The following is a 13,674-nucleotide window of genomic DNA, read 5'->3' as shown; positions in this document are numbered from 1 at the left end:
TGGGAATGACGCGGACGGTGTTGGGAATAACGCGGGCAGTGTGGGAATGACGCGGGCAGTGTGGGAATGACATCATTATAGCATCCGCCTAAGGCGGACAAAAGGTTGGAGTGGACAATATCAATCAAAGAATACCGCATAGCATCCGCCTGAGGCGGACAAAAGTAACGGCAGAGGTACAAATCTATCTTCTTTATCCCATAGCATCCGCCTTGGGCGGACAAAAGGCCGGACAGTAGTGATATGCTATACAGTTTCATTAATTCGGTTTAATGCAATTATCTATCGTTTATAGACATGTCAGCGCAATTCGGCCAGGAAAATGGAGCATCATCCGGGATATCGCTCTGCTGAAGCCATAATGGCGGGTAATCCCCACAGAACGATACACTGCCCTCACCCCTGAAATATGCAACTAACCTTATAACATCACTGCCTATTATCATGCAGTCGCCATTGATATCGGCAGCCGCCCAGAAACCATCAAGAAGGCATGGCGGAGAAGAAGTTCCCCCTTTGAAATATGCCACAAAGTAGGTTACATCACTGCCTATTAACATAGGCGGCCACAAACCATTATACATGTTGACATCCCCCGGATAATACGCATAGCTGTCCTGAATATATAGCCGGCTGAAATGCTCAATAATCGATAAAGTATCTCCGCCGCTGTCAATAGCTACTGAAAAATCGCCAAGTTCATCAACACCGGGGCCGAAACAGCTAAGCGTATCTCCGTTAAAAAGCGTATCGCCGGCAATACGAACAACATACATTGCCATCAGCGATGGATTATCGAAATTGATTAAGACCGACTCCAAGCTGTCATTGATGGCATTAAACTCCTGGCTCGACCAGCCGGCAATATTTGGCGGCGAACCAACAGGAGCCTGAAAACCCGCTTCACTCATTCCGGTAAACGGATAGAAAAAGTCCCCTTCCGTTTCGCTGAGCAAGCTGTCGATATACTGATTGTCAATACCAAGCATCAGCTTGATTGAATTAAGCGGAATCTCGCCGGCAGTTTGCAAATAAACATCCACACCGATTATTTCGCCAAGACGGCCATTTAGCAGCATATTATCATGATTGCCATACCAAATTTCAATATCGGGACGCTGGCGGAGGATAATATCAAGCGTGGTAGTATCGCCGGAAATGATGGTTATGCCGGCAATTGTAGTATCATAATAATATGTATCTTGAAAAATGATGTCATGGTTTCCGGCATTAATATAATCTAATGAATACTCGCCATTAATATCAGTAGTATCATAAGCAGACATATCTGATGTAAAAACCAGCACATTTTCAATCGGCTGAAGTGTTTCATTGGTTACTGCACCCTCAACAAATCCTTTGGGAGACATGATTATATCAACAACAGTTGAATCATTGGTTGAAACGGCAACATCCGCAACCGAGGTATCGTTATAATGCGGATGTGAAAACTCTATGACATATGGACCAGTGCCCATGCCGGCGAAATAATAGATGCCATCAGAGTCGGTCGTATCGGAAAATTCAACTTCCGGGATATAGGCTATTGCGCCCTCAAGGGGAAGATAATCCTGATCGGCAATAACGCCGACTATCGACCTGAAATCAAGGGCAATATCAACATAAATCGTATCCTCGACCGGCGTTCTGATATCGGTGATAAAAGTATCGCAATAGTCGGGGTGCGAGAAATTAAGGCGATAATAATCACAGCAAAGATCATTAATAATGTATTCGCCGTCAACATTGCTCGAATCGAAATCAGTATAGCCGGATGGTGAAATATAAACACCCTCGACAGGCTCACCTAAATGGTTTGTTATAGTTCCGGCAATCGAACCCTCAAACGGCAATAAATCTTTGTTTCTTAGAATTGTAACATAATTGGACATAAACTGGGCTAAGACCAGATCTTGGTCGTCATCGCCATCAAGATCGGCGGCTTTGACACAATAGGGCACATGCCCGGTTGGATATGAGGTATGATAGCCAAATGTGCCATCGCCAAGATTTAGCAGAATTGAGGAGGAATAAACATCATTATTGGCGGTAGCCAAATCGATATAGCCGTCATTGTCGATATCAATGGCCGCTACCGATGTTGGATGGCCATCGACATTATAGCTATTTTGAGAGCTAAACCCGCCAGAGCCATTGCTTAGAATAACCGATACGGTTCCATCACCCGAATTGGAGGCGGCAATATCCGGATCCTCATCACCGTTGAAATCGGCGGCAATAACAGTGAATGGTTTGCTGCCTACGGGATGAATCGCATCTAAAGTGAAATTGCCATAACCATCATTGATTAATATGGAGACACTGTTGGAATCAAGATTGGCAGTAAGAACATCAAGGCTCTCATCGCCATTTATATCGACAGCAAATACCGAACGAGGATAACCGCCGGCAGAAAATGGAACGGGAAAAGCAAATGACCCATCGCCATTATTAATAAGGACAGCGATATTACCATCCCAGTAGTTAGCGGTTACGAGATCAATATGCTCATCATCATCAAGCTTGGCCGCACAAACCGAACGAGGGTTGCCGCCGGCTGAATACCATGTTCTAAAAGCAAAAGTGCCGTCGCAATTGTTGAGCATAATCGCCACGTTGTCATCATCAGAATCAGCCACAACAAGGTCGATATAGTCATCGCCATTGAAATCAGCGCCATCTATCCATTCGGTATAATATGATGTCACTAGTCCAAAGAAGCGGGCAAAAGAGCCATTGCCATTATTAAGGGTTACCGAACAGTATTCTCGCCAATAGCAGGCAACGGCAATATCGATATCGTTATCGTTATCAAAATCGCCAGCAAAGACCGAGATAGGTTTTGAATTAACCGCTACGGAATAATAGGGGTCGAATATTCCGGGACAATCACCATCTAACGATATCTCAGGTTGGGTGTATTGCTCAAAATATAATGACAGGGATTGTTCATCGGGGATATCGATATCTGTCAAATCATTGCCGCCGATGGATGTATTATAAGCAATCAAAAAAAGTAGTAGTGAAACAAACCAGACAAATCGAGAATTATTCATTTTTACTTCCTTAGAATCAGCTCTCGCGTATTAATTTAAGTTGTTGGCACTTAATAACATACAGTGAAGCACCTTCTGTTATCAAGATAATATAAAGACAGCATAATGTCAAGGATATTTATAGATTAGTTAATGTAATCATTGCCTGCGCTGTCAGAAATAACTTCTGACAGCGCCGAAAAGGGCAAAAAAAACAGGGCAGGAAATGATTCCTGACGACTCATGAAAAAATGAGCACACCGAAAAGATAAGTCTCGGAATGATTTGCCCTTAAGTAACTGTGTATTTGCATGAACCAAGGTTGATTATCGCCCCAGCTCAATAGGCAGGAATCGGTCGCCGCGGCGATCTGCCCTACTACTGCTGCTGTTTTTTTGGGGATATTCCCTTAGTTGGATGGCGGTTTTAGTTTTCTTTTAGCCGCCCTTTCACGGTATAATTGCCCTAACTCGGCGCCCAGTATGAACACCATCGAGGTGTAATATACCCAAAAAGCCGCCATAATCATAAGCACATAGGCGCCATAAATTTTTTTTAACGTTACCACATTAGCAACATAAAACCCGAATAATTGTTTGGCAAGCTCCCAAAGAATCGCCGCCGATAAGGCGCTGACAATTATCGCCCGCTTAGGGATTTTCAGACGCGGGATATATGAATATATAGTCAGGAACGCAGCAAATATCAGTATAAATGACGCCAGTCCGGTAGCTAAATCTTCTATGTAGCCAAACTGGAATATCTGAAATACAACCACCCTGTCGGCAAAATCTTTTACTATTTTGAAACTTGGCAGGATGCTTATCGAAAAAAGAAAATATATTAATACTAAAAATACTAAACTAATATCCTGTAATTTGCCGGTGATGCCGGTGATGATATTTCCTCTTAGCTTGACCTTATATATCATATTCAAAATCGTCCGCATACTGCTGAAAAGTCCGCTGGAGGCAATTAATATTCCAATAAGCCCGATAATTCCAGCAGCGGTTTTATATATCTTGAACTCATCCGCGAGTTTGAATACCAGACGCTTAATAAAATCAGCTTGGCTTGCATAAGGCATAATCTTATCAATGAAAGAACTTATCTCCACATAGATTGTGGGCTTCTCAAGTATCATGCCCAAAATAGCAAAGATAATAAACACCATCGGCATAATGCATACAAATATCGAAAACGCTAAGCCGCTTGCCATTAAAAATATATGATGTTTGGAAATTCTATTATATAAGCCGCCGATATAATAGGCTAAGAATTCTTTAATGGATTGATAACGAATCAATTTATACAGCTTATCGAAATTGGCGCACGAGGACGTACGCCAACCACAAAATTCCTTTATGGATTGATATTGAATCAATTTGCATAGCTTGTTAAAGTATTTCAGCGGCATTTATTAGACCTTTCATTTGCCAACCACATAAGTTGGCGCACGAGGACGTACGCCAACCACAAACGAAATTGGTACACGAGATATCTTTCATTTGCCAGCCGCATAAGTTGGCGCACGAGGACGTATGCCAGCCACATGGTCTAACCGCATAATCTTTGCTCAATCCGGCGAGCAGGTTCATTTCCAGCTTAGCAGCAATTCAGCCAGCAGGCGAACCCCGAATCCGGTAGCTCCCTTAGGTTGATAGGGATGTGATGACACCTGATTATCCACCGCGGCAATATCGATATGGGACCAAGGAATACCTTTAACGAATTTCGATAGAAAAGCGGCGGCAGTAATAGTGCCCGCCGGTCGTCCGCCGGTGTTTTTCATATCGGCAGTTTCAGACTTAATCTGCTCGTAATATTCATCCCATAGCGGCAGCTGCCAGGTTTTCTCGGCGGTTTTCTGGCCGATATCATAAAGCTGTTTTAATAACTTATCATCAGTGCCAAGTATACCCGCTGCATTTGTGCCCAATGCAATTTTAACTGCGCCTGTGAGCGTAGCAATATCGAATATCGCTTTCGGTTTGAATTTATGAGCAAAACATAAGCCATCAGCCAATATTAAACGCCCCTCGGCATCGGTGTTCATTACCTCGATAGTCTGGCCATCGCTGGCGGTGATAATATCGCTTGGTTTTAGGGCTTTGCCGGAGGGCATGTTTTCCACCGCGGGAATAATGCCGACAACATTGATTCGCGGCTTAAGCCGTCCCAGAACTATCATCTGCGAAACAACAGTAGCCGATCCCGCCATATCGTTTTTCATATCTATCATGCCATCGCTAGGCTTAAGCGAGATGCCGCCGGTATCGAAAGTAACGCCCTTGCCGACAAGCGCAATAGGCGGTTCACCCCGTTTGCCGCCGCTATAGGTCCAGGTGATTAAGCGCGGCGGCTGTTCGGAACCCTTGGCTACTCCCATTATAGCCCCCATCTTCATTTTAATTATCTCCTTAGGGCTATATATTCTGGTTTTGATACCGTATTTCCCGGCTAATGTCTTCGCCTTGCCGGCATAGACAGCTGGAGTAAGGAAATTGGCGGGGGTATTGATAAGATCACGCGCATAATAGACGGCTTCAGCCAATACTTTTGATTTGTTTATATCTTTTTTATATTTCTTTAGCCCGACACCAAGATTAAGTTTTAGAGTAAGCTCATCATTCTTTTTAGACTTAAAGCGGTCAAACGAATAACCGCCCAAGAGAATCCCCTCGATAAAAGCGCCGATGCTTGCCGCATCCTCAGGTATTGATATAACAGTCACCTTATTAATTTTACGATTTGCGATAACGCCGGCAAGTATCCCTCCTGCGCGACGGCAGTTATCGGGAACATATTTTTCTTTGGAGCCAATGCCGATAAAGATAGTATTCGTGTTTTTCGCTTTATCCGCAGAATAAAACTCGAACAACTCATCTTTATTGCCGGAAAATCCATATTGGGTTAATAATCCCGGGGCTATACCAAACCGATTAAGCAAGCGATTATATTTTGACCGACCTTTACTTTCGACATCATTCTGATAGACTATGAAAATCTTTATATCAGTTGTACTTTTAGCACCGAATATCGTGTTTAATTTCATGAAAATCTCCTTTGGATATGATTCGATAAAAATATTTATTCACAAGGTAATATTGTTTTCCAATCTCTTAAAATTTTAGCATGTTTTGTATTCATAACAATACTATTTACTATATTACTTTTTTATTCGTTACCTGGATAAATTTTTCCCTTGGAGCTCCGCATGCTTTGCAGAACACTGGCATACTACCCATTTCAACGAGGCCGCACATACTGCATACCCAGTAATCGTAGTCTTTAACGCGCTTGAAATTTTTCAAAGCATCATTTAGCAGACGAATATGCGCTTTTAAAGTTTTGACCGCCATTTGAAACAAAGAAGAAACCGCCGGATTTTCATCTAAATTAGACTGCTCGATAAGTGACGGATACCTTTGAGTATAGTCATAGGTTTTGCTGTCAATTGTCGCGCTAAGATTGCTCTCCGACTCATCCAACGCGCTAATAGCTTTCAGTGTATTAATAGCATGAATTTTTTGCGCCTCAGCCATGGCTCTAAACAATTTCGCTATCTGGCGGCGTCCTTCCTCCTCTGCTGTTATTGCATAGGCATAATATTTAATAGCCGCCATAGATTCTGCAGAGAAATTGTTTTGCAGGTTTTCATTAGTTCTCAATTTATTTACCTCAATTGCTTTATTAAGCTTTCAATTTTTCGTTTAGGGCAATTCAACCAAATTCCTTTTCTATTAAAAGTTAATTATAACATCATTTAGATACATGATGTCAAGTAAAAGTCTTGGAGCGGGTTCCCCGAATTGTCCATATTGTCGAGTCCCCTGAACCGATAACTGTCGCCGTTGTCGTCAGGAAATCCGCCGGGGCGGACTGATAATGCAGGAAAATAAAAAAAGGGACAGGCGTTTTAACCCATCCCTTCTTGAGGAGGAGGACGTACAAAAGCAAAAATACTTTATTCGGATTGCAGCAAAATCAATTCATTCCAAATCAATTTAATAAGTCTACCATTCTCTTCGCTGTTTGGTTCTCATGCGCAAGCATCGCCATGCTTGCATCAAGCTTGATTTGCTGATTAACAAGATTGGCATATTCTTTCGCCATGTCAACATCGCGCACCGATGATTCCGAGGCGGTTAGGTTAACCAGTTCGGTTTCCAGGCTATTCCGTCTCGCATCAAGTTCGTTCGCTTGAGTAGCGCCGATATCGCCCCTGGCATCGTTTAATTCGTTGAGTTTTTCATCAATAAGATTGATTGTTTCCTGAGCTTTTTCCGCAGATGACACATCGTAGTTATCAGCGGCTGTCATATTAGCCGCTGAACCCTCAGAGCCATCAAGCAGTTTCTGTGTGCCATAAGATGCCGATTCGAGAATCATATTATAGCTTTGCACGGCATTATCCATACTATTCTGATAGGCTTGCTGCGCTTCCGAGCTGTTACCGCCCTCGTTAGCCGCCGCTACTGCCATACTTCTCATTTCCTGAAGATTGTTTTGCATAGAGCCAAGGCTGCTGTCAGCAACGGATAATTTGTTATAGGTATTATCAATATTATTGATTTCTCTTTCGACACCGGCGATTTGGGCTCTTAATTTTTCCGAAATAACCAGACCGGAAGGATTATCAGAGGCTTTATTGATTTTTTGCCCCGACGACAATTTCTCCATTGACAAGGATAATTCCCTTTTTGCGTTATATGCATTTTGCAGGGTGTTAAGAATACCTGCATTTGAGTTAATTCTCATAAACACCTCCTTGTGTGTTTTTTTATTAACTTCTTACTAATGCAATTATGATGCCTGAATTACAGGCAAATCAGCCCCAACGCAAAAACCATAAGCCAATAATTGTTTGACACTTAGACCGCATGGCCTGATTTGTTTGCTTTTGCAAATGGGAAATCTATGGGATTATCCCGATAATTATCTGGTGTAGATTCAATACCTTGAACCGATATATTTCGAGAATTGCCAGGATGAGTAAGGAAGTATGTTGCAGGTAAGAGAGATTTAAACATGAAGCGATTTCACGGTAATCGAAGAACCGAAGCCAAGAGATCTTAGTATATTGGCTATTAAGATACTAACTATGGAGGTTCACGATACTTACTGATATAAAAATGTCTTTGCATGGACAACCCCCTCCTTTTTGCAGGTTAGTTTTATAATAGGCGTATTATATGCATCAATACAATACTCGACAATATTTACAGATATTTTAATAGCAAGTGTTTCATTTTGGAACATATAGAGTTTCAAGCGCTGTCAAGTCATTGCGTCTGACAGGCTAAGAGGTTGGAGTCGGGGATTCCTGCCCGGCTGTACTGCTTTCTGGCATAAGGACGCCGATGTCGTCAGGAAATCCGCCGGGGCGGACTAACGACTCAAGGAAATTCTGTCGGGTAGGGGGCACCTGGCAAGCGCGAAAATCCATTATCAATAATTCAAATGGAAAAAGCGGGTTAAATAGCTTGACATTCAAGCCGATTCTATTAAATTAACAGCTTGAACTTTTAGGAAAGGATTGTAGCGATGGCTCATAAAAAAGGTGTTGGATCTTCAAGGAACGGCCGCGACTCGAATGGCCAGCGGTTAGGCGTAAAAAGATATGCCGGCCAGCAAGTTTCTGCCGGTTCGATTATTGTCAGGCAGAAAGGCACCCGTATTTATCCCGGCGATAATGTTGGCATGGGCAAAGACAATACGCTTTTTGCCACGGCTGACGGCGTTGTAGAATTCAAGCGAGTTGGACGCGATCGCAAGAAAGTCTCTATTGTCTAAATGATGGTTATGATAACCCGGTCTATTTTTACGCCGGGTTTCATTTTCCACATAATTGTGAATGTAATCACATGAAATAATGCCGGAAGTCCGAACTAAAATCCCCAAACGAATTGGAATTGTTCTCTCAAGCGAATTTATTTGGGAAACTGTCTTTAATCTTTACCAAATTGAGAAAAACGGCTATATGCGTATGGCAATAACTGTCTTGCCGGATGAAAATGAAAAGCAATTAATTCATTTCAAAAAGCATATAATCGGCATTATGGCTGGTATCGACTTAGTTAATGCTGATGATGTAAAACCCGGTTCGCTAAGAGCATTGATTCTATCGGCCAGCGAATCCGAATTTAATAGCTTATCCAATTTCGAGGAAAAAGGCGAGGCTTTTGATGTAGACCACAACCTGCGAGCTTTTATCAGGGTTGTTTACAGACGCGGTTTGCCGATTGGCGCCTTTGGTTATATGGCGCCGCTGATAGTAAAATCTGTTCAGGGAATTACCGAGACAGGCCCGGTTGTAACAGTCGGTAATAATCCCAAATTGCAATCCGCTATTATTACTGCGGGCGGCCAGGCTATCACAACCAGACCTACCGAAGTGATTATCGACCATGAAAATAAACTGGCTACCTCCGGCGGACAAATAGGCTCAAGCCGTTTGACAGAGGTGGCTGAAGATTGTGAAAATATGTTTACTGCAATAAAAGAACTAATCAAAGGATAGTGTATGCGTGAAATTGATGTTAAGGAGATAACATCCGCAATTAAAAAGATGTGCATGGATGCCAATTATTATCTTGGCGATGATGTTCTCTCGGCTATCAAAAAGTATGAAAAGACCGAGGAGTCTCCGCTTGGCAAGGAAATTTTAAATCAGATCATCAAAAACGCCGGCATTGCTAAAGACAATCAGATGCCTTTATGTCAGGATACCGGTTATACCGTGGTTTTCGCCGATGTGGGGCAGGAGGCGCATTTCAACGGTGATTTCAACGAGGCGATTAATGAGGGTGTCCGTCAGGGCTATACCGATGGCTATCTCAGAAAATCTGTCGTGGAAGACCCGCTTCGCCGCAAAAACACCGGCGATAATACACCAGCGATAATCTCCACCAAATTGGTTGCCGGCGATAAGGTAAAACTTACCGTAATAACCAAAGGCGGCGGCTCGGAAAACATGAGCCGTATCAAGATGCTCAAGCCCGGCGATGGCGAAGATGGCGTTAAGGATTTCGTCGTCGAAACAATCAGGATTGCCGGCGGCAACCCCTGCCCGCCATTGATTGTCGGCGTAGGCATCGGCGGCTTGTTCGATAAAGTCGCGCATATTGCCAAGCATGCTCTTCTCCGCAAGGTTGGCAGCAAGCATCCCGACCCTTACTATGCCGCAATGGAAGAGGAACTGCTGGAACGCATCAACAATACCGGCGTCGGTCCGATGGGATTAGGCGGCAGAACGACTGCTTTAGCCGTTCATATCGAGACGCATCCCTGTCATATCGCCAGTATGCCGGTCGCTGTTAATACCCAGTGTCATTCAGCCCGTCACCTAACAACCATTATCTGAGGAAGGTAAGTATGGATTATATAAAATTAACTGCGCCTTTGAAAGATAAGGATATAGAAAATCTGAAAGCCGGCGACCGGGTGCTAATTACCGGCACTATGTACACAGGCCGCGATTCTGCCCATAAGAAGATGGTTGACCTTATCGAGAAGGGCGAAAAAATGCCGTTCGACCCAACCGGTCAGATTATCTATTTCGTCGGACCCGCTCCAGCTAAACCGGGTCAGGTAATAAACTCAGCCGGACCGACTACTTCCGGCAGAATGAACAAGTTCTCCCCGATTGTCATAGGGGCAGGCTTGAAAGGGATGGTCGGAAAGGGCGAAATGGGACCCGAAGTTGTTGCGGCGATGAAAAAGCATAAAGCTGTTTATATGGTTGCCACAGGCGGCGCGGGCGCGCTAATAGCCTCCAGCATCACAGCCGCCAAGGTTATCGCTTGGGAAGAGTTGGGCCCTGAGGCTGTCCGCGAGCTGACCGTGAAAGATTTCCCCGCCATCGTAGCGCAGGATTGCCGCGGCGGCAATATCTACGTCGAGGGCGTGAAGAAGTATTCGCGGTAGAAGCGTTTTTCACATAGAATGAATAATCGCGTAGGGGCGTATTGCATACGCCCTTTTTTATAAGTATAGTAGGTCTAGCACCTCAATGTGGACTTGACCTATTTTTGCTACTCCCTTATATTGATTATATTATGGGGAAAATAAAAAGAAATGAAACTTGTTTTTGTGGAAGTGGGAAAAAATATAAACATTGTTGCTTAAATAAAGATACGCCCATAGCAAAAGTATTTGATAATAAGCTTTTTATCGAACAAGATACTAATGAAAATGACATATTTATAATTTTTGACACCAACGCTCATTCTTTTTTGATTGATCAGAATAATTATTCAAATATCATAGATAATTTTGAAAAAAGTAAACCTAAGATTATTCCTCATTTTACTGATATTAATTTTTATGAATATCTAAAAGGTATAAACACGGTTGAGGAATTAATCAAAAGACAAAAATATATAAAAAATATTTATAAAAGCACATTAGGGGGATCATTGTTCTTAAGCTCAAAATCCCATATTCAAGATGCAATAGGTCAATTAAACCTAGCTTCAAAACAAGAAGAAATATTAAATATTCTTAAATATATTAGATTCTTTATCAACTTAAAAAGCCTTTCAGATTTTAAAAATACTTTAAAAAAGATGCAAGATGAGACCTTAAAAGAACTTGTTAGAATTAAACATAATAAATCACTTAGACAAAAAAACATGATACAAATTTTTAAAGATTATAGGAAGTCAAATAATTTAAAAGAAATTAAGAGTCGACTTCAAAGTTTACCAAAGGAAGATGATTATAATGTTTTAATTCCTAGTATATTGGAAAGATTTGAAGTTAAAGCTTTTAATAAATCAATTAATAGGAAAAATATATTTTCGGTATTACCATCTTTAAAATATTTTATCGATGTTAATTGGAAATATAATTGTCAGATGACTTTAAATAAAAGAAAGGTTCAAGCTAATGATTATTTTGATATTGAACAGGTTATATATCTGAATATAGCTGATTATCTTGTAACCAGAGAAAAAAATCTTTTATCCTGGATAAATGATTCAGGAAATCCTGAATTAAAAGGAAGAGCAATATCGCCTAATGATCTTTTAAATCTAATTAATACAAATAAAATCATTAAAAGGGCTCCTCAAATAGCAAAAAGATATAAAATAGTAAAAAGATAAATTATATGAATTTCACCTATTAATATAGTATATGTTAGCTTGTAGGTCAAGACCCTCCTTGCGATCTTGACTATTCAAGTGCCTGAGGTAATTATCTGGTTTACCCGGCAAAAAATAAGGAGGCTTAATTGAAAAAGAGATTATCACCAGACTTCACGGCCAATTTGAGGATTATGCCCGTATAGAAGACAGCGTTGAATACTGGCTGGCGCGAAACCTGCAGCAATTGCTGGGCTACACCGAATGGTGCAATTTCGATAAGGTAATTTCAAAGGCTAAAACGGCTTGTAGCAACGCCGGTCAATCAATCGATGACCATTTTCCTGACGTCAACAAAATGGTGGACATAGGTTCAGCTACTAAACGTGAAATCGAAGACATCGCCCTAACCCGTTACGCCTGCTACTTAGTCGCCCAAAACGGTGATCCCCGCAAAGTTGAAATAGCCTTTGCCATGACCTATTTTGCAGTCCACAAGAAAACAGGAGCTGATTGAAAAGCGGTTAGTTGAAATCGAACGGCTTCAAGAACGGAAAAAGTTAAGCAATTCGGAGAAAGAATTATCCGCTATTATCTTTGAAAGAGTTGGAGATAATCTTGGTTTCGCCCGTATCCGCAGTAAGGGCGACAGAGCTTTATTCGGGGGATATACAACCCTGCAAATGAAAAATAGGCTGAAAGTTCCCGGCAAACGTCCGCTGGCTGATTTTCTGCCGACTATCACGATAAAAGCTAAAGATTTCGCCAATGAAATTACCAATTTTAATATTAAAAAGGATGACCTTAAAACCGAGTATGGCATCACCGATGAACATATCAAGAATAACGAGAAGATATTCGCAAGATTTTAACCGACCGCGGCATATCGGAACGCGACCTACACACTCATATTATAAATATCTAAAACAACATAAAATTTTAGTAGATTACTGTCGGCTTTTTCGGAATCTAATCTTGGATTTGTCCAGCTTTTCAAATTCGATAAGCTGGTCATAGGCATTTTGGGGGATTTTATCCAGCATTCTGTTTTTGGTAATTATAACAATATGATATTTACTGCTGAATTGATGTCTGAAAGTCTGAACTCGTTTCAGCCCGCCCTGAGGCGCAAACGATGTTATAGGCTCAACTATAACCGTTTTGCCATGAAATCGCTTCCCATGGATAATGAAGTTGGGAACATACTTGAACGGTTTAGGGCCATCCCCATCAATAATAAAGGTTTCGGCTTGAACAGAATATTCAATATTTTGTTTTTCGAGCCAGTTTTTTACAGTATCAAGAATTTTGGTCATAACTTATCTACATATTAATAAATCTTACTTTTTTTTCTACATCATTACTTGTATTAATGTTTCCAAAACAAAACTGAACAATTAATTATAATATAAACCGCGAAAATTCCAAGAATTTTTTAAAGAATTATCAAGTCTTTGATAATTAACATCTTGAGTGAGTATATTTTTACTGCTAATCCCAATACTGTTCACTTAAGGATGATGATTTGAAAATCATTTGAATTTTTTTTG

Annotated in this window: 12 protein-coding genes and 1 pseudogene; 6 read left to right on the top strand and 7 right to left on the bottom strand. The window is 41.4% G+C overall.

Going from position 1 to position 13,674, the window contains the following annotated elements; all coding sequences use genetic code 11:
* Window positions 1-278: 278 nt before the first annotated feature.
* The 6 genes from J7K40_01715 to J7K40_01690 all read right to left on the bottom strand — a co-directional run bounded on the left by J7K40_01715 (window position 279) and on the right by J7K40_01690 (window position 8,532).
* Window positions 279-3,056 (bottom strand): VCBS repeat-containing protein, encoded by a 2,778-nt coding sequence (locus J7K40_01715; GenBank protein MCD6161112.1) that lies wholly within the window; start codon window positions 3,054-3,056, stop codon window positions 279-281.
* Between the two features lie 388 nt (window positions 3,057-3,444).
* A complete protein-coding gene (locus tag J7K40_01710) occupies window positions 3,445-4,452 on the bottom strand; it encodes a YihY/virulence factor BrkB family protein (protein ID MCD6161111.1) in 1,008 nt (335 codons plus the stop codon).
* A gap of 177 nt (window positions 4,453-4,629) precedes the next feature.
* Window positions 4,630-6,090: a leucyl aminopeptidase gene (locus tag J7K40_01705; GenBank protein MCD6161110.1), complete on the bottom strand. Its 1,461-nt coding sequence runs from the start codon at window positions 6,088-6,090 to the stop codon at window positions 4,630-4,632.
* A 109-nt stretch (window positions 6,091-6,199) separates the two neighbouring features.
* A complete protein-coding gene (locus J7K40_01700) occupies window positions 6,200-6,706 on the bottom strand; it encodes a rubrerythrin family protein (protein ID MCD6161109.1) in 507 nt (168 codons plus the stop codon).
* A 331-nt stretch (window positions 6,707-7,037) separates the two neighbouring features.
* On the bottom strand, window positions 7,038-7,796 hold the full coding sequence (locus J7K40_01695) for a hypothetical protein (GenBank protein ID MCD6161108.1): 759 nt from the start codon (window positions 7,794-7,796) through the stop codon (window positions 7,038-7,040).
* A gap of 541 nt (window positions 7,797-8,337) precedes the next feature.
* Window positions 8,338-8,532: a hypothetical protein gene (locus tag J7K40_01690; protein ID MCD6161107.1), complete on the bottom strand. Its 195-nt coding sequence runs from the start codon at window positions 8,530-8,532 to the stop codon at window positions 8,338-8,340.
* A gap of 50 nt (window positions 8,533-8,582) precedes the next feature.
* On the opposite strand from J7K40_01690, the gene rpmA reads away from it, so the two are divergent.
* The 6 genes and pseudogenes from rpmA to dinD all read left to right on the top strand — a co-directional run bounded on the left by rpmA (window position 8,583) and on the right by dinD (window position 13,049).
* The gene (rpmA, locus tag J7K40_01685) at window positions 8,583-8,831 is read left to right on the top strand and encodes a 50S ribosomal protein L27 (protein ID MCD6161106.1); all 249 of its coding nucleotides are present in this window, start codon (window positions 8,583-8,585) and stop codon (window positions 8,829-8,831) included.
* Window positions 8,832-8,910: 79 nt separating this feature from the next.
* Complete coding sequence (locus J7K40_01680) at window positions 8,911-9,558, top strand: hypothetical protein (protein ID MCD6161105.1); 648 nt, start codon at window positions 8,911-8,913, stop codon at window positions 9,556-9,558.
* Between the two features lie 3 nt (window positions 9,559-9,561).
* On the top strand, window positions 9,562-10,401 hold the full coding sequence (locus tag J7K40_01675; protein MCD6161104.1) for a fumarate hydratase: 840 nt from the start codon (window positions 9,562-9,564) through the stop codon (window positions 10,399-10,401).
* 11 nt (window positions 10,402-10,412) lie between these two features.
* On the top strand, window positions 10,413-10,964 hold the full coding sequence (locus J7K40_01670; protein ID MCD6161103.1) for a Fe-S-containing hydro-lyase: 552 nt from the start codon (window positions 10,413-10,415) through the stop codon (window positions 10,962-10,964).
* A gap of 128 nt (window positions 10,965-11,092) precedes the next feature.
* Window positions 11,093-12,145, top strand: a complete 1,053-nt coding sequence (locus tag J7K40_01665; GenBank protein ID MCD6161102.1) for an SEC-C domain-containing protein — start codon at window positions 11,093-11,095, stop codon at window positions 12,143-12,145.
* Between the two features lie 127 nt (window positions 12,146-12,272).
* A pseudogene (gene dinD / locus J7K40_01660) lies at window positions 12,273-13,049 on the top strand (DNA damage-inducible protein D).
* A gap of 22 nt (window positions 13,050-13,071) precedes the next feature.
* On the opposite strand, the gene J7K40_01655 reads toward dinD, so the two are convergent.
* Window positions 13,072-13,440 (bottom strand): hypothetical protein, encoded by a 369-nt coding sequence (locus J7K40_01655; GenBank protein ID MCD6161101.1) that lies wholly within the window; start codon window positions 13,438-13,440, stop codon window positions 13,072-13,074.
* Window positions 13,441-13,674 lie beyond the last annotated feature (234 nt).

This window comes from Candidatus Zixiibacteriota bacterium, from assembly GCA_021159005.1.
Taxonomy (GTDB): domain Bacteria; phylum Zixibacteria; class MSB-5A5; order UBA10806; family 4484-95; genus JAGGSN01.
This window is presented reverse-complemented; position numbering and strand designations above follow the sequence as displayed.